The sequence below is a fragment of the Rhizobium sp. YTUHZ045 genome (assembly GCF_051124255.1).
Lineage (GTDB): Bacteria > Pseudomonadota > Alphaproteobacteria > Rhizobiales > Rhizobiaceae > Rhizobium.
Genome location: NZ_CP101432.1, coordinates 1,032,884 through 1,049,875, shown reverse-complemented (window position 1 = coordinate 1,049,875; position 16,992 = coordinate 1,032,884). Strand labels below are relative to the sequence as shown.

Annotated in this window: 16 protein-coding genes and 1 tRNA gene; 10 read left to right on the top strand and 7 right to left on the bottom strand. The window is 61.1% G+C overall.

Going from position 1 to position 16,992, the window contains the following annotated elements; genetic code table 11:
- Nucleotides 1–18: 18 nt before the first annotated feature.
- On the top strand, nucleotides 19–1,110 hold the full coding sequence (gene gmd, locus NMA58_RS05175) for a GDP-mannose 4,6-dehydratase (protein WP_434712608.1): 1,092 nt from the start codon (nucleotides 19–21) through the stop codon (nucleotides 1,108–1,110).
- A gap of 153 nt (nucleotides 1,111–1,263) precedes the next feature.
- Here gmd and NMA58_RS05170 read toward each other — a convergent pair whose 3' ends face one another.
- The 4 genes from NMA58_RS05170 to NMA58_RS05155 all read right to left on the bottom strand — a co-directional run bounded on the left by NMA58_RS05170 (nucleotide 1,264) and on the right by NMA58_RS05155 (nucleotide 5,542).
- Entirely contained in the window at nucleotides 1,264–2,289 is a 1,026-nt protein-coding gene (locus tag NMA58_RS05170) for a porin (RefSeq protein WP_434712607.1), read from the bottom strand.
- Between the two features lie 553 nt (nucleotides 2,290–2,842).
- Nucleotides 2,843–2,933, bottom strand: a tRNA-Ser gene (locus NMA58_RS05165).
- A 188-nt stretch (nucleotides 2,934–3,121) separates the two neighbouring features.
- Complete coding sequence (locus NMA58_RS05160; RefSeq protein ID WP_434712606.1) at nucleotides 3,122–4,339, bottom strand: NAD(P)/FAD-dependent oxidoreductase; 1,218 nt, start codon at nucleotides 4,337–4,339, stop codon at nucleotides 3,122–3,124.
- 87 nt (nucleotides 4,340–4,426) lie between these two features.
- A complete protein-coding gene (locus tag NMA58_RS05155; protein ID WP_434712605.1) occupies nucleotides 4,427–5,542 on the bottom strand; it encodes a Gfo/Idh/MocA family protein in 1,116 nt (371 codons plus the stop codon).
- Between the two features lie 208 nt (nucleotides 5,543–5,750).
- On the opposite strand from NMA58_RS05155, the gene NMA58_RS05150 reads away from it, so the two are divergent.
- The 8 genes from NMA58_RS05150 (at nucleotide 5,751) to NMA58_RS05115 (ending at nucleotide 14,168) form a co-directional block, all read left to right on the top strand.
- The gene (locus NMA58_RS05150; protein ID WP_097599768.1) at nucleotides 5,751–6,626 is read left to right on the top strand and encodes a MurR/RpiR family transcriptional regulator; all 876 of its coding nucleotides are present in this window, start codon (nucleotides 5,751–5,753) and stop codon (nucleotides 6,624–6,626) included.
- 91 nt (nucleotides 6,627–6,717) lie between these two features.
- Nucleotides 6,718–8,652, top strand: coding sequence for a bifunctional 5-dehydro-2-deoxygluconokinase/5-dehydro-2-deoxyphosphogluconate aldolase (locus tag NMA58_RS05145; protein WP_430957839.1), 1,935 nt, complete (start codon nucleotides 6,718–6,720; stop codon nucleotides 8,650–8,652).
- Between the two features lie 196 nt (nucleotides 8,653–8,848).
- Nucleotides 8,849–10,699, top strand: coding sequence for a 3D-(3,5/4)-trihydroxycyclohexane-1,2-dione acylhydrolase (decyclizing) (gene iolD, locus NMA58_RS05140; RefSeq protein WP_434712603.1), 1,851 nt, complete (start codon nucleotides 8,849–8,851; stop codon nucleotides 10,697–10,699).
- A 66-nt stretch (nucleotides 10,700–10,765) separates the two neighbouring features.
- Complete coding sequence (gene iolE / locus NMA58_RS05135) at nucleotides 10,766–11,683, top strand: myo-inosose-2 dehydratase (protein WP_285193128.1); 918 nt, start codon at nucleotides 10,766–10,768, stop codon at nucleotides 11,681–11,683.
- A 196-nt stretch (nucleotides 11,684–11,879) separates the two neighbouring features.
- Nucleotides 11,880–12,677 carry a 5-deoxy-glucuronate isomerase gene (gene iolB / locus NMA58_RS05130; RefSeq protein WP_097599772.1) on the top strand — a complete coding sequence of 266 codons (798 nt, stop codon included), beginning with the start codon at nucleotides 11,880–11,882 and terminating at the stop codon, nucleotides 12,675–12,677.
- A gap of 88 nt (nucleotides 12,678–12,765) precedes the next feature.
- A complete protein-coding gene (locus NMA58_RS05125; protein ID WP_097599773.1) occupies nucleotides 12,766–12,987 on the top strand; it encodes a DUF1127 domain-containing protein in 222 nt (73 codons plus the stop codon).
- 72 nt (nucleotides 12,988–13,059) lie between these two features.
- A complete protein-coding gene (locus tag NMA58_RS05120; RefSeq protein WP_434712602.1) occupies nucleotides 13,060–13,899 on the top strand; it encodes a helix-turn-helix transcriptional regulator in 840 nt (279 codons plus the stop codon).
- 107 nt (nucleotides 13,900–14,006) lie between these two features.
- Entirely contained in the window at nucleotides 14,007–14,168 is a 162-nt protein-coding gene (locus tag NMA58_RS05115; protein ID WP_176536305.1) for a hypothetical protein, read from the top strand.
- A 45-nt stretch (nucleotides 14,169–14,213) separates the two neighbouring features.
- Here NMA58_RS05115 and NMA58_RS05110 read toward each other — a convergent pair whose 3' ends face one another.
- The gene (locus NMA58_RS05110; protein ID WP_434712601.1) at nucleotides 14,214–15,581 is read right to left on the bottom strand and encodes an MATE family efflux transporter; all 1,368 of its coding nucleotides are present in this window, start codon (nucleotides 15,579–15,581) and stop codon (nucleotides 14,214–14,216) included.
- 82 nt (nucleotides 15,582–15,663) lie between these two features.
- Nucleotides 15,664–16,098: a glyoxalase superfamily protein gene (locus NMA58_RS05105; protein ID WP_176536306.1), complete on the bottom strand. Its 435-nt coding sequence runs from the start codon at nucleotides 16,096–16,098 to the stop codon at nucleotides 15,664–15,666.
- 354 nt (nucleotides 16,099–16,452) lie between these two features.
- Between NMA58_RS05105 and NMA58_RS05100 the strand changes: the two genes are divergently transcribed.
- Nucleotides 16,453–16,785, top strand: a complete 333-nt coding sequence (locus NMA58_RS05100; RefSeq protein WP_434712600.1) for a hypothetical protein — start codon at nucleotides 16,453–16,455, stop codon at nucleotides 16,783–16,785.
- Here NMA58_RS05100 and NMA58_RS05095 read toward each other — a convergent pair.
- The gene (locus NMA58_RS05095) at nucleotides 16,736–16,984 is read right to left on the bottom strand and encodes a hypothetical protein (protein ID WP_085777545.1); all 249 of its coding nucleotides are present in this window, start codon (nucleotides 16,982–16,984) and stop codon (nucleotides 16,736–16,738) included. The two genes, NMA58_RS05100 and NMA58_RS05095, sit on opposite strands and share 50 nt — an antisense overlap.
- Between the last annotated feature and the right edge of the window lie 8 nt (nucleotides 16,985–16,992).

The following is a 16,992-nucleotide window of genomic DNA, read 5'->3' as shown; positions in this document are numbered from 1 at the left end:
CAAATTACGGAGACCGTAGTGAAGAATAAAAACAAGGTTGCGCTGATTACCGGTATAACAGGTCAGGACGGTGCGTACCTGGCCGAGTTTCTCTTGGAGAAGGGCTATATTGTTCACGGCCTCAAGCGACGCTCATCGTCCTTCAACACCAGCCGCATCGAGCATCTATACGAGGATCCGCATGTCGACAATCCCCGGTTCATCTTGCATTTCGGGGACATGACCGATTCAACGAATCTCATCCGTGTCGTTCAGGAAACGCAGCCGGACGAGATCTATAACCTCGCAGCACAGAGCCACGTTCAAGTCTCTTTCGAGACGCCGGAATATACGGCCAACGCGGATGGAACCGGCGCACTTCGGCTGCTTGAAGCAATTCGCCTCCTGGGACTGACCAGGAAGACGCGCTTCTATCAAGCGTCCACCTCAGAGCTCTACGGCAAAGTTCAGGAAGTTCCGCAAAGCGAAACGACGCCTTTCTACCCTCGATCACCCTACGCAGCGGCCAAGCTCTACGCCTATTGGATCGTGGTCAATTATCGCGAGGCATATGGCATGCACGCCTCGAACGGCATCTTGTTCAATCATGAAAGTCCGATCCGCGGCGAGACCTTCGTGACCCGTAAAATCACCCGGGCGGCGGCTGCGATCCATCTTGGACTGCAGGAGCGGCTCTATCTCGGCAATTTGGATGCACAGCGCGACTGGGGACATGCGCGCGAATATGTCCGTGGGATGTGGCTGATGCTGCAACAGGACGAACCGGAGGACTATGTCCTTGCAACCGGCGAAACGCACTCGGTTCGCTCCTTTGTCGACAAGGCCTTTGCCAAAGTGGGCATGCCGATTGATTGGCGTGGCAACGGGGTTGAGGAAAAGGGGTATGACAAGACATCCGGTCGGTGCGTGGTGGAGATCGATCCGGCTTATTTCCGCCCGACTGAAGTTGACCTTCTGATCGGTGATCCGACGAAGGCGCATACGAAGCTTGGCTGGAAACACGAGACCAGTCTTGATCAGCTGGTTACGGAGATGGTCCGCGAGGATCTGAAAGTCATGGCACGAAATGTCCCGGCAGTGAGTGTAACCAGAGCCTTTGCCTATGCCTGAGGTGATCTGTCGCCGGCCACCGCGGCGTGGCGGGCTCCGCGATCGTGCGATCGTCTCGCTTCCGACAGCTGAGAGATTCAAACACTACCCTGCACAAAACAAAAAGCCCGGCTCGAGAGCCGGGCTTTCCTGATCGACCGAAGTCAGACCAGATTAGAACGAACGCTGCAGGCGGAAGTAGCCCGAGGTGGAGTCGTCGCCGTCTTCCGGATCGAGGTACTGAACCGAAGCCTTGGCGTAGAAGTTGTCGACGATCTGGTAATCAACCGTCAGGCCAACCTTCCAGGCATCGCCGTCGGCGAAGTCGTTGCCGTCAACACCGTAGTCGCTGTAGTACTGGACGCCGGGGGTGATCTTGAGCTTGTCGGTTGCCTTGATAGCGTATTCGGCAGCGATAGCCCATTCAGCTGCGGTGTAGTAGGAGCTCGGGCCGGTGGCGTAGACGGCTGCGAGGCCGAGCGTGCCGGGACCGATGTCAACCGTACCCATAGCGCGGACGGCGCCTTCTTCGTTGTCGACGTCGTAGCCGGCAGTGATCTGGTAGCTGAAGATACCACCCTTGCCGCCGAGGCCGACGGCAACGCCGACGTTGTTCGGATCTTCGTCAGACTTGAAGAAGCCGTCTTCCAGTTCGTCGACGCTGATGCCAGCGTAGAAGGCGTCGGTTTCATACTGATAACGGATGGAGTTATGCAGCGTGACCGGAGAACCGATATCGTCGGTTTCGCCCGAAAGACCATCGTCCCACCAGCTGTAGAACAGACCAGCGCGGAAGCCTGCGATGTCGAGGTAAGCGGAGTCGAGCTTGGCGTTCTGGTCCGAAGCGTTGTCAGCATTGAACTGCATGACGATGACGCCGGTCAGCGGACCGTACTCGGTGTCGCTCTTGGCGGTGAACTGAACCTGGCCGCGAGTGACGGCATCCCAATCGGAGTCGTTACCACGATCATCGTTAGCGCCGACTTGATCGCCAACGTTAACCTGGAAACGGATGTAGCCGTTGATCTTGAGGCAGGTTTCGGTGCCCGGGATGTAGAAGTAGCCGGTGCCGTAAGCGTCGCAGACGCGAACATATTCAACCGGTTCCGGCTCGGCAGCAACAATAGCGTCAGCAGCCTGAGCACCGGAAACTACTGCGAGAGCAGCAGCGGAGCCGAGAAGAAGGCTCTTGATGTTCATAAATGACCTCCAATTCAAAGTTTCGATCGGGTTTGGGATCTTTCGCTGAGCAGCGTTCCCTGCCCCATCCCCGTGTTTTAAGAAGTGGACGATCCGTCGCCCTTGCTTCCGAGGGTGAAAATACAAGACGGCGGCCGTCACGCAATCACCAACTTACTCGAATGGGTGGTTTGCGGGAGCCTTCCCGACATTCTGTTGCCGAAAGGACACAAGTCGGGCAACCGGCCCCGATTTCCTTTATGCTTTGTTAAGAAAAGCCTGATTTTGCCGCTGCTTAGCCGAAGTCGACAAAGAGCTGGACATGCGTCTTCCGACGCATTTGCGACACGTTTTTGACAAGTTCGGGCTATTGCGGAAGAGATGGCAGTTCCGAAAGGGTAACCGGACGTTCACCGATCACAGCCTGACGGCTGAAGCGCGGGACGTGATTCCCGCCAGCGATTCTCTCTCTTCGAAGCGATTCTCCCTTGTCGCGACTGGCAGGGATAGCCGATTAAGCGGCCGTGTTTCGCCGACGGAAGTTGAGACCAGAGACACGCGGTGGAAATCAAAGTGGCGGAGAAGATGGGATTCGAACCCACGATACGCTTTTGACGTATACTCCCTTAGCAGGGGAGCGCCTTCGACCACTCGGCCACCTCTCCGGTGCGGCCTAACTAGGGTGAGCGGTCTTTGAATGCAAGGGTTTTTTCAGTTTTCACCAGAAGAAATGCAGGGGCCGGCGTTTCGGCTTTTGACGGACAGCGAGAACAATCGCTCGTCTGCGCCCGCCCCCGAAAGCTCGGCCGATCGTCCTTCAACCGCACGCGCCTGGCGGCGCGCGCTTGCGGACTCAGCTCAAGAGGCTCTTGAGATCGGCCGAGGGGTCGGCGAGGATCGCTCGATCGGGATTGGTGCCAGATTCCAGAAGCTTCTTGCCGGTCACATAAGCCTTTGCGTCATTGATCGCGTCGACCGCGATCAGCCGACCTTCCCTGAAGTACCAGATCGAATGAGCACCTTCGCGGGCGCCGGGACGCAGCAGCGTGTCGTCATAGCCGAGATTGAAGCCGGCAATCTGCAGCTTGACGTCGTACTGGTCGGACCAGAACCACGGCTTCGGCTCATAGGGCTCGCCGCCGCCGGCGATAACGGCTGCCGCAGCTTCAGCCTGGTCGACGGCGTTCTGCACCGATTCGAGTCTGATGCGCCCACCCTGCCATGGAAGTGCGGCGCAATCGCCGGCCGCAAAAATCGCCGGATCGGAGGTGCGGGCGAATTCATCGACGATGATGCCGTTGGCGACTTCGAGGCCGGCTTCCTTGGCAAGCTGGTCGTTCGGCACGACGCCGATGCCGACGACGACGAAATCGACGTCGATGACCGATCCGTCGGAAAGGGCGGCGCCGGAAACCCGACCATCCTTGCCGATCAAATGTTTCAGGCCGGTCTTCTCGCGGATCACTACGTCGTGGCTCTCGTGAATGGCGCGCATGAGGTCGGCCGTTTCCTTCGCCGCGACACGCTGCAGGATGCGATCGGCCATTTCGATGACCGTGACCTCAAGGCCGCGATGGCGGGCGACTGCCGCAGCCTCGAGGCCGATGTAACCGCCGCCGATGATGAGGACGCGCCGGCCGGGGCGCATTTCATCGGCCAGCAGATCGGCATCGCGCTTGTCGCGGGCGACATAGACGCCTTCGAGATCGCCGCCGATTGCCGCCGGCAGCCGGCGCGGCGTCGAGCCGGTGGCGAGCACCAGCGTGCCGTAGTCGAGAACGGAGCCGTCCTGCAGCAGAACTTGCTTGCTGTCCCGCTCGATCTGCTCGGCCCAGGTCGAAAGGCGAAGATCGACGTCGTTGTCGGCATACCAGTGTTCCGGGCGGAACAGCAGGCGGTCGAAGCTCATTTCGCCGAGCAGATATTTCTTCGAAAGCGGCGGGCGCTGATAGGGGGCTACATCCTCGGCGCCGATGAGGGTGATCGGGCGCGTATCCTTCAAAGCACGCAGTTTGGCCGCCAAGGCGAAACCCGCCTGTCCCGCGCCGATGATCACCACTTTATCCGTCACGATCTCACTCCTGAAACTAGGCTCGACACTTACGCCAAGGCCTATCCCCTGCCCCATGCGCCGTCAACGGAAAGCGGCTTCTTACATTCAGCCGATTTCGATCCAGCGACGCTCGTGGAAGGACTGTGCCATGGCATGCACCGACTTTTCTATCCTGAGACCGTCTTTAAATGTTACGATCGACGACGGCTCGCCCGATATTGCCCGGATCAGCTCGCGGCACTCGATGATCTTCAGATCATTGAAGCCGAGGCCATGGCCAGGAGCCGGGATGAAGCGATCATAGGGCCGATGGGCAGGCGCCGCCAGTATCTTGCGGAAGCCCTGCTCCGAACCGGGGCCTTCTGCCTGATAGAGTTCGAACTCGTTCATGCGCTCCTGGTCATAGAGGATCGAGCCTTTCGAGCCGTAAATCTGCAGGGCGATCCGCCCCTTGCGACCCCAGGCGGCGCGATTCGCCATCAACACCGCGGAGATGCCGCCGCCGAGCCGCATCAGCACATTGGCGGCATCGTGATTTTCGACGGCACGGCGGCCACCCTGGTTGAGCGGACGGTCGGCATAGGGCTTCACCATGTCTGTTATGACGGCCTCGACGTGGCCAAAAAGATACCAGAGCAACGACAGCGGGTGCACGGCGAAATCGTCAAGCGCACCATAGCCGGCGGAAAGCTCGCTCTTCCAATAAAAGAAGACGTCGGGATCGGCCATGAAATCCTCGTCCATTTCGACTCGGACATGATTGACCGTACCGATGGCACCGTCGCCGACAAGCTTCCTGATGTGCCGCATGACGGGATTCTGAATGTAATTATAGCCGAGAACGGCAACCTTGCCGGAACGCTCGGCCGTCGCCAGCATGCGCTCGGCATCGGCATAGGCGGGCGCCATCGGCTTCTCACACCAGACATGCTTGCCGGCTTCCAGGGCTGCAATCGCCATCTCGGCGTGGAACTGGTTGGGCGTGGTGACGGAAACGACGTCGACCTCGGGGTCGGCGATCAGCGCCCGCCAGTCGGCCGTTGCCTTCTCGAAGCCGAACTCGCCGGCACGGGCCTCGGCAAGCCCGGCATTGGCTTCAGCCAGGTGCACGAGCCGCGGACGCTCGACATCGCCGAACACGGTCTTCACCGCATTCCAGGCCAGCGCGTGGCACTTGCCCATATAACCCGTGCCGATCAAACCGATGCCAAGTGGCTTCATTTCCGTCTCCTCCAGAAGTGTGCGCGGATTTTTGGAATATTTGGATCATTTTGACAAGAGACCGCTGGCAGGCATATGGCCTTCATTTTTCGGTGCGATTGTATAAAACCCATTCAATTTCAGGTGATTAAAAACAATTAGGCGCGCCGTTCGAAATCGTCTATGCTCGGCGATATGGAATATTTGTTTCATCCCGTGAGCCGCAAGCATGGATAATGATCCCCAAAGGCACGCGCGCGTGCCGCGCGATTTCGAAAGCCTGCGCAGCACCATCATCGAGCGTAAGGCGAACATGCCGAAGCGGCTGGCGCAGGTCGCCGCCTTCGCGCTCGGCAATCCCGACGAAATCGCCTTTGGCACGACGGCGAGCATCGCGGCCGCCTCCGACGTCCAGCCTTCGACCCTGGTACGCCTCGCGCATCATCTCGGTTATGAAGGCTTTTCCGATCTGCAGAGCATCTTCCGCGAAAGACTGCGCGACCGGACACTGAGCTATGAAGAGCGGCTCGTCACACTGGAGCAAACGAGCGGCGACGACGAAGACGCCAACCTGCTTTCCGGATTCATTGCCGCGGCGAACCAGTCGGTCAACCGGCTGGCTGCGACGGTTCAAAGCGAGACGTTCACGAAGGCGGTGGATATCCTCGCCACCGCCGAAACGATCTACCTGATCGCCAAGCGCCGCTCCTATCCGCTGACGGCGCACATGAGCTACGCATTTTCCAAGCTCAACATCCGCCATCAGATCGTCGCCTCGCCGAACGGAGTCGATCCTGAAATGGTGCAGTTCGCATCGCCGAGGGATGCGGCGATCGCTGCGAGCTTCTCGCCCTATGCAGCCGACAGCCTCAGCCAAAGCCAGGAGCTTGCCGATCGCGGCGTCCCCGTTATTGCGATTACCGATTCGGCCTTTTCGCCGCTCGCCGCCTGCGCCACGCATTGGTTCGAGGTGGCGGAAGCGGATTTCGCCGGGTTCCGCTCGCTTTCAGCGTCGATGGCGCTCACCATGGCGCTGCCGGTTGCGATCGCCGAGCGGCGTCGCAAGCGTCAGCATCACAAAGCTGGAAAAGAGAAAATGGAATAAACATTCCGAATTGACAAAATATCGGAACCAATGTTTCATTATTGACATTCGCAGGCACTGGAAGCCGCGCAAAATCTAGCGGGAGGACATCATGGTACAATCGAATCCGGGTTCACAGCCGGAGCCGGCGCTTGATGTAATCACCATCGGCCGCTCCTCGGTCGATCTTTACGGCCAGCAGATCGGTTCGCGACTGGAGGACATCGCCTCCTTCGCCAAATCCGTCGGCGGCTGCCCGTCCAATATCGCCATCGGCACGGCGCGGCTCGGCCTCAAGTCCGGCCTCATCACCCGCGTCGGCGACGAGCAGATGGGACGCTTCATCCGCGAGCAGGCGGCACGCGAGGGCGTGGCGACCGATGGCATCGTCACCGACAAGGAACGGCTGACGGCGCTGGTGCTGCTGGCGGTCGAGGCCGAGGGCGTGTCGCCGATGATCTTTTATCGCTCCGACTGCGCCGATATGGCGCTCGAGGAAGGCGATATCGACGAGAACTTCATCAAATCGTCGCGCGCCGTTCTCGTTTCCGGCACGCATTTTTCGCGGCCCAACACCGAAGCCGCGCAACGCAAGGCAATCCGCATCGCTAAGGAGAACGGCCGCAAGGTTATCTTCGACATCGACTACCGGCCGAACCTCTGGGGCCTTGCCGGCCATGCGGAAGGCTTCGAACGCTATGTGAAATCCGACCGAGTCTCCTCGAAGATGAAGGAAACGCTGCCCGATTGCGATCTCATTGTCGGCACTGAAGAGGAAATCCTCATCGCATCCGGCGCCGATGACGTGCTCGGCGCGCTGAAGGAGATCCGGCGGCTGACGCCGGCGACGATCGTGCTCAAGCGCGGCGCCATGGGCTGCATCGTCTATGACGGGCCGATTGCCGACGATCTCGAAGCCGGCATCGTCGGCCAGGGCTTCCCCATCGAAGTATTCAACGTTCTCGGCGCCGGCGACGCCTTCATGTCCGGCTTCCTGCGCGGCTTCCTGCGCGACGAGCCGCTGCAGACCTGCGCCACCTGGGCCAATGCCTGCGGCGCCTTCGCGGTCTCTCGCCTGCTATGCTCGCCGGAATATCCGACCTGGGCCGAACTCGACTTCTTCCTGAAGACCGGCAGCAAACATCGGGCGCTGCGCAAGGACGAGTCGATCAACCATATTCACTGGGCATCCACCCGCCGCGGCGAAATCCCGCTTCTGATGGCGCTTGCGATCGACCACCGCTCGCAGCTCGTCAGCGTCGCCGACGAGCTCGGCGTCGACCACAAGAAGATCGTCGCCTTCAAGCGACTGGCGGTCGAGGCGGCAGCACGCGTTTCGAACGGCCGCGACGGCTACGGCATGCTGATCGACGAGCGATTCGGCCGCGACGCCTTCTTCGATGCGGCGACGAAGAATTTCTCCTGGATCGGCCGGCCTGTCGAACTGCCGGGCTCGAAGCCGCTGCGCTTCGAATTCAGCCAGGATATCGGCTCGCAGCTTGTCGAATGGCCGCTCAGCCATTGCATCAAGTGCCTGTGCTTCTATCATCCCGACGATCCAGCCGAATTGAAGACGGAGCAGCAGGAGAAGCTGCGCACGCTATTCGAGGCCGCACGCAAGGTCGGCCGCGAACTTCTGGTGGAAATCATCGCCGGCAAGAACGGGCCGCTCACCGACGATACGATCGCCACCGCGCTGGAGGAACTCTACGCGCTCGGCATCAAGCCTGACTGGTGGAAGCTGGAGCCACAGGCTTCCGGCGAAGCCTGGAAGAAGATCGATGCGGTGATTGCCAAAAATGATCCATGGTGCCGTGGTATCGTCCTTCTCGGGCTCGAAGCGCCCGCAGAGGAACTGATCTCCTGTTTCGAGGCGACGCTGGCGGCTCCCTCGGTGAAGGGCTTCGCCGTCGGCCGGACAATCTTTGCCGATCCGGCGCGCGCCTGGCTCTCCGGCGAGATAAGCGACGAGGCGGCAATCGCCGACATGGCCGGCCGCTTCCGGCAATTGACAGAGGCTTGGCTTAAGACGCGTGGGCTTCACTGAGAATTAGACCCCTCCCCAACCCCTCCCCACAAGGGGGAGGGACTTAAGTTGAGGCATCGCTTCACACCACAAACGAGCTCTGGTGCGGACGGAAGGTTGCGGTGAAATGCGGCGAGCCCAACGAGTGGCCCCTCCCCTTTGTGGGGAGAGGTTGGGGAGGGGAAACCAACTAGAACGAAGATTGCGGGAGGCCCCGATGGGCAAGACGATACGGTTGACGATGGCGCAGGCCGTCGCGCATTTCCTGAAAGTACAGATGACTGTTGTCGACGGCAAAAAGGTGCCGATCTTCGGCGGCGTCTGGGCGATCTTCGGCCACGGCAACGTCGCCGGCATCGGCGAGGCGCTTTATCAGGTGCGCGGGGAATTGACGACCTACCGCGCCCACAACGAGCAGGGCATGGCGCATGCCGCGATCGCCTATGCCAAGGCAAACTTCCGCACGCGCTTCATGGCCTGCACGACCTCGATCGGTCCCGGCGCACTGAACATGGTGACGGCCGCGGGCGTCGCGCATGTCAACCGCATTCCGGTTCTCTTCCTGCCCGGCGACGTCTTCGCCAACCGCGCGCCGGATCCGGTGCTGCAGCAGATCGAGGATTTCGGCGACGGCACCGTATCAGCCAATGATGCATTCCGCCCGGTTTCGCGTTACTTCGATCGGATTACCCGGCCGGAGCAGATCATCACGGCGCTGAAGCGCGCCATGCAGGTGCTGACCGATCCGCTCGATTGCGGGCCGGTGACATTGTCGCTCTGCCAGGACGTTCAGGCCGAGGCCTTCGATTATCCGGAAAGCCTGTTTCAGGAAAAGGTCTGGGCGACCCGCAGGCCGCAGCCGGATGCGGACGAACTGGCAAATGCCATCGCGCTGATCAAGGCATCTGAGAAGCCGGTGATCGTTGCCGGCGGCGGCGTGCTCTATTCGCAGGCGACGAAGGAACTCGCCGCCTTTGCCGAAACTCACGCCATCCCCGTCGTTGTCACTCAGGCCGGCAAGTCGTCGATCAACGAGACCCATCCGCTGGCGCTCGGCTCGGTCGGCGTCACCGGCACCTCGGCGGCGAACGCAATCGCCGAAGAGACGGATCTCGTCATCGCCGTCGGCACGCGCTGCCAGGATTTCACGACCGGCTCCTGGGCGCTGTTCAAAAATGACAGCCTGAAGATGGTCGGCCTCAACATCGCCGCCTATGACGCGGTGAAGCACGACAGCCACCCTGTGGTGGCTGATGCGCGCGAAGGGCTGAAGGCGCTTTCGGCAGGCCTTTCCGGCTGGAAGGCGCCGGCGGCACTTACCGAGAAGGCAACGGCGGAAAAGAAGGTCTGGATGGAGGCTGCCACCAAAGCTATGGCGGCGACCAACACCGCCCTGCCTTCCGATGCGCAGGTGATCGGCGCGGTGGCCCGCACGCTCGGCGGCGAGAACACGACCGTGCTTTGCGCCGCCGGTGGTCTGCCCGGCGAATTGCACAAGCTCTGGCCGGCGACGGCGCCGGGCAGCTATCACATGGAATACGGCTTCTCCTGCATGGGTTACGAGATCGCCGGCGGGCTCGGCGCCAAGATGGCGCGCCCTGAACGGGATGTCGTCGTCATGGTCGGCGACGGTTCCTACATGATGATGAACTCCGAGATTGCGACCTCGGTCATGGTTGGGGTGAAACTCAACATCGTCGTGCTCGACAATCGCGGCTACGGCTGCATCAACCGGTTGCAGATGGGAACCGGCGGCGCCAACTTCAACAATCTGCTCAAGGACTCCTATCACGAGGTGATGCCTGAGATCGATTTTCGCGCGCATGCCGAAAGCATGGGCGCCATCGCTGTCAAGGTTAGTTCAATCGCCGAACTCGAGCAGGCGATCGTCTCTTCTAAGAAGAACGATCGTACATCCGTCTTCGTCATCGACACCGATCCCTTGATCACCACTGAGGCCGGCGGCCATTGGTGGGATGTCGCGGTGCCGGAAGTCAGCCCGCGCGAAGAAGTCAACCAGGCGCGCAAGGGTTATGTCGAAGCCCGCGGCTCCCAGCGCATTGGCTGAACAGGTTAACCCGTTTTTCCGCAGGAGCCGACCCGCTCCTCCGCAATGTCTTTAAGGAGAATATTGATGAAGGCCAAACTCGGCATGTCGCCCATCGCATGGTGGAACGACGACCTTCCTGAGCTTAGTGACGATGTGTCGCTCGAAGAATGCCTGCGGCAATCGCGCAGCGCCGGTTTCACCGGCATGGAGCAAGGCCGCCGTTTCCCCAGTAACCCGGAAGAGATGCTGCCGATCCTGCGCGCCGCGGACGTGACGCTGTGCGGCGGCTGGTTCTCCGGCACGCTTGTCAATGAGGAGCTCTCGGCCAACAAGGACCGCATTGCGCCGATGATCGAGCTGTTCAAGGCCGTCAACGCGCCCTGCATCGTCTATGGCGAAGTTGGCCGCTCCATTCAGGGCGACCGCTCCAAGCCGCTCGCGACCAAGCCGCGCCTTTCCGACGACGAGATGAAGGCCTATGCGCGCCGCGTCACGGAATTCGGCGAATGGTGCGCTGAGAAGGGCATGCCGCTCTCCTATCACCACCACATGGCCGCCGTCGTCGAAACCGAACCGGAACTCGACGCCTTCATGCGCTCTTCGGGCGAAGGTATTCCGCTGTTGCTCGACGCCGGGCATCTGGCCTTTGCCGGCGGCGATGTGCTGCGCGCCATCGACAATCACCACGCGCGCATCAACCACGTCCACGTCAAGGACATTCGTCAATCCGTCGTGGATGGGCTCGACCGCAGCCGGCAGTCTTTCCTCGACGCCGTGGCGCTTGGCGCCTTCACAGTGCCGGGCGACGGCTCGCTCGATTTCGGCGCCATCGTCCAACGCTTCGCCGACCATGGCTATGAAGGCTGGTTCGTCGTCGAGGCCGAACAGGATCCGCGCAAGGCGCCGCCGCAGAAAATGGCCGAGATCGGCCATGCCGAACTGATGCGCGTCATGACCGCGGCTGGTTATACTGTGGAAACGGAAGGCTTTCCGAAGGGGTAACGGGCCGAAAGACCCCCCTCACAAGAGGGACGAACTGACCGGACCGCTGGAGCAAGCGGCCCCCTCATCCGCCCCCCTTCTCCCTAAGGGGAGAAGCGAAAAGCGACGGCGCGGCATATCCCTTCTCCCCTCGGGGAGAAGGTGGCGGCAGCCGGATGAGGGGGCTGCGCCCACCAACATACGAGGAGAAACACCAATGCCAAACCTCAAGGTGAAACCATCCGGCACACATGGCCGCGTCACGCATGTCACCCCGGAAAATGCCGGCTGGACCTATGTCGGCTTTGATCTGCACCGCATCAAGCCGGGCGAGACGGTTTCGGGCGAGACCGGCGATCGGGAAGTCTGCCTGGTCTGGGTGACAGGCAAAGGCAAGGCGTCGGCCGGCGCGAAGGATTTCGGGACGCTCGGCGAGCGGATGAATCCCTTCGACGGGGCGCCGCATGCGCTTTATATCCCGATGGGCTCGACGTGGTCGGTCACGGCGGAGACCGATCTGGAACTGGCTGTCTGCTCGGCGCCCGGCGGCGGCGGCTATGAGGCAAAGGCGATCCCGCCCGGCACGCATCCGCAGGTGACGCGCGGCAAGGGCACGAATGTGCGCTACGTCAACAACATCATGCCTGAGGACGATAATTCGGCGCATTCGCTGCTCGTCGTCGAGGTGATCACGCCGGGTGGCCATACCTCCTCCTATCCGCCGCACAAGCACGATCAGGACGACCTCCCGAACGAGAGCTTCCTGGAGGAGACTTACTACCACCGCCTCAACCCGCCACAGGGTTTCGGTTTCCAGCGCGTCTACACCGACGACCGCTCGCTCGACGAGGCGATGGCAATCGAGGACGGCGACGTGACGCTGGTGCCGAAGGGCTATCATCCCTGCGCGGCAACGCATGGCTATGATCTTTATTATCTCAACGTCATGGCCGGGCCGAAGCGGATCTGGAAATTCCACAATGCCGCCGAGCACGAATGGCTGCTGAAGGCATGAAGCCCGCGCTCGATCGCTAAATAATCTGACAGCGCCAAACTATCGGTGATGGTTCACTGCCTCCATCCAATGAGGATGGAGGATCATCATGCACAGCTCGCATTTCACCATACCGGCCAGCAATATCCGCTCTTCGCGGCGGCCCGGCCTTCTTTCTGCAGCCGCCACAGCAGTCCGCTGGCTGGGGCGCAAGATCAGCGAACGGCGCAACTACAATGCGCTGATGGAACTTTCCGACGATCAGTTGAAGGATGTCGGCCTCTCCCGGGGGCAGACAGAAAGCGACGTGCACGTTTACAGCCGCTACTGAAACATCAGACTCACTGTGGTACTGTGCCCCAGCGCAGCCTTGTCGGGCTGCCTGCCTGAACCGGACGATACAATGTCGCAGTTTTCAACAGCTCTGCTCCTGAAAACCAAGACCGTCACCATTCGTGACGTCGTCTGCAATGGCGAGTGCCGCCACAAGAGCGGCGAGGAATGTGCTCACAAAACAAGCCTCGTCTATCCCTATCGCGGTGTCTTTATGCGCCATGTCGGCCGCACGGATACGGTGGCTGAAGCCAATCAGGTGCTGTTCTTCAATACCGGTCAGGGCTATCGGATCAGCCATCCGATCGCGGGCGGCGACGGCTGCATCGACCTGTCGATCGACGAATCCATGCTGCAAGAGCTGGCGCCGAAGGAGCAGGCGCAGCCCGGCCCGGCCTTTTCCTTCCGCCGCCAGCGCCGGCGGATCGACCCGCGCGCGCAAGCGCTGGTCGCCCTGCTGCGCCACGGTCTCAGGCGCAACGTCGCCGAAACGCTCGAGGCGGAAACGCTGGCCCTGACGCTGGTTCGCCGCTCGCTCGGCGAGCGCACCTCGCATGCGGCCGGCGCCAGCCTCGGCCGGCAGAAACTCGTCGACCGGGCAAAGCTGGTGCTTTCCTCCGATCTCGCGCGACGCTGGACGCTTGCGGAAATCGCCTCGGAAGTCGGCGTTTCCCCTGTTTACCTCACCCAGGTCTTCCAGCAGGTCGAGGCCACGCCGCTCTATCGCTATCAGCTGAGGCTGCGGCTTGCCCGGGCGCTCGATTTGCTCGGCCAGTATGAGGATCTGACCGCGCTCGGGCTCGATCTCGGCTTTTCCAGCCACAGTCATTTCAGCGCTTCCTTCAAACAGGCCTTCGGTCAGACTCCGGCCGAATTCCAGCGCTCGGTGCAACTGCGACGCCGACCTTAGAGCCTTTCCGAGTTGATAATCGCTAAAGTTTTCGACAGCGATGACGCGGTCTTCGATGCTCTTATGATGCTGTCCCGATCCGGGGACGATCAATGGAGGATTACCCGATGAAGAAGACCACATGCGCTGCCTGCGACTGCGAACTCGGCGCCGAGACCATCACCGTCAAGCTCGGCGGCAAGACCGTCGAAGTCTGCTGCCGGGAATGCGCCGAGGCACTGAACGAGGCGGAGGCTTCGACATCGGCCGCGCAGAGCGGCAAGGAATAGAAGCCAATCGACGGAAGCCGCACAGGAAGGCGCGGCTTCCGTCTCTCAGGCGGGCAGAAGCCCGTATCGCCAGCCGCGGCGCCTGGCATTCTCAGACAGCACCAGCAAGGCAAGCACCACCATGCCTGCCTCGGCAAAAACAGGCACCATCCAGATTCCCTGCTCGCCGAAGACGAAAGGCAGCAGGAAGGTGAGAGGCAGGGTGAGAAGATAGGGTCGCGACAGACCGAAGATCGCCGCGCGCGGCGCATCGCCGATCGACTGGAAATAGGACGACAGGATCAGCATCTGCCCGAAGAGAAAATAGGCGCCGATCGTCCAAGGCAGAATTCGTCTGACCTCGGCGATAATGGCGGGATCGCCAACAAAGACGGCGCCGATGCGGCCAGCCAGCAATTCCACCGTGATCTCCACCAAGCTGCAATAGACGAGCGCCGAGAGCATGGCGATCTGCAGGCTGCGGCCGACGCGCAACCCAAGGCCGGCTCCGTGATTGTTGCCGGCGATCGTCTGTAGGGCGATGCTGAGACCAAGCAGCGGCAGATAGGCGAAGGTCAGGATACGGGTGATGATGCCGTAGGCGGCAATGGTGGCGGTATGATCACGCGTGCTCCAGAGCGAGACGTTGACCAGAATCGCGGCCGTGGCAAGCGATATGCCGATGAAACCGAGGCTCATGGGAGCGCCCAAGGCGACAATGCCGCGCCATTCGACAAGGGCGAATGCGGGAGAAGGCCTGAGCGTCGCCGGCCGGCGCCAGCGATAGACGAGCACGGCGGCGAGACAGACGAATTGCGAAGCGATGGAGCCTGCGGCCGAACCGAGCACGCCCCAATGCATCACCGCCATGAACAGCCAGTTGGCGAGGATGTTGAGCAGCGAGGCCGAGAGCGTGACCGCCGTCATGAAACCGATCCTGCCTTCACAGCGCAGCCCGTCGAGATGCAGCGACAGGAAAAAACTCACCGGCGTCGCGGCGATCATCGCGCCCATGAAAAGCATGGCGCCGTCGGCCACGGCCGTGTTCTCGGCGGCGCCGGCATCGATGATCCGCTCGCCGAGGGTCCAGTAGATCACGATGAGGATCACGACGACGGCGAGCGCCAGCGTATGGGCGCCGGAAAATACCCGGCGCGCGCCCTGGCGATCGCCGGCACCGAGCCGGCGGGCGAGGATGCTTCCCATGCCGTTTGAGACGAGCGATTGCAGGGCGACCAGCAGCATCAACCCCGGGAAGATCAGGCTGACGGCTGAGAGCGCGTCGGGGCCGACATAGGCGCCCAGGAAATAGGCGTCGACGACAGCAAAGAGGCCGTTGACGGTAGTGATCGCGACGATCGGCGCCGCAGTCCTGATGAATACGCCCGGCAGCCAGCCGGTGAGGAAGTCATTGCCTTTGGAAGGATCGGTCATGGAGAAATCCGTGTGATATCGGGCGACATCCGCTGCGCTTGAACAAGCGCATGCGGGCAGCCAGGAAAGGATGAGGAGCAAATCAGAGATCGAGCGCCAGATGAGGCACGCCGTTCGAGGTCTTCCTGGGGGAGACGCCGTCGGCATCGATCTGTGCACTCACGCGCCGCCGAAAGGCTGAAAAACTCTCGAAGGTGACCACGTCAACCGCTTCGTCGAAATGGATGGTGATCCGGTAGAGGCCACCCGGCAGAGCCGAAAGCGAGAGGATTTCGCCAGTGAACGGCTGATTGAGATAGCGGCCGCGAATATGGGCGCCGACGAAGAGCGGCGTCTTCGCAGCCGCATTGGGTTTTGCCGCCAGAGCCGCCAGCGTGTTCCAGTCACGCGCGCCGTGCTGGCGGGCGATCATTTCCAAGGCCGCACTGTGGGTCAGCGCGCTGCCGCGATCGTTCATCGCCTGGCGCAGGCGCTTGGCCTGGGCCTTCAGTTCTTCAATGCCGGGATAGGTCGTCATGGAGTGAGCCTTCGCAAGGCATGCTCTTCGACTGTCAATGGGAGCTCGCATTGCCGTCAGTCAGCATGCACAAGGGGCCGTGACCATGATCGCGAGGGCTTCACCATGGATTTTCATCCGCGAGCGGCTGGTGCCTCGAACCGGGGCTTTGTATGCGCGATCGCTGTCGGCATGTCAAGAATGGCGCGGCTGCCCCCCGAATTGCGCGAATTTGGAGCAGATCTGGACGGAATCGGTGCGATTTTCAGCCGATCTCGGCAAAAACCTTCAAACTTAACGACAATCTTCAGCAATCGTCAGCACTCTTGCATTATTCTCTGCTTACGATGAGCGGAGGCTAAAAGGGCCTTTCAGATGCACCTCGACACAGAACACCCCAAGCCGGAACGTGCTTACCGGGAATTCAATCTCGACAAGCCGGGCAATATCATCTTCGTCGGCCACCATCTCAGTACCGGGACGCAGGTACGCTGCCTGATCCGCACGATCACACTTGCCGGCGCCGTGCTCGAAGTCAGTCCGAGCCTGGAGATGCCGAGTCATTTCTTTCTCGAAATACTCGGCATCCATGACGAAATCGGCGCCACCTTGGTCAAGCGCGAAAACGAACTGGTGACGATCAGCTTCAACATGCTGCTCAATCCGGAATTCCTGCACCACGTGCTGCGACTGAGCTTCGAAAACTGAGGCGTCTTCCAATCACCGCCCGGTCCCGGCGCGGCCTCCTCGTCTCGCCTCTTGTTGCCGAGAGATGCGCGATGATCGCTATGATCCAGAGAAGTCCGCGCCATTCCGGGCCATCGAGCGGATCGGCCATGGGATCGCGGCGCATCCGGCAATTGCGGGACGCGACCTCGTTGAAGAGAACTACCCAGTTGAGAAGCATTGCCTATC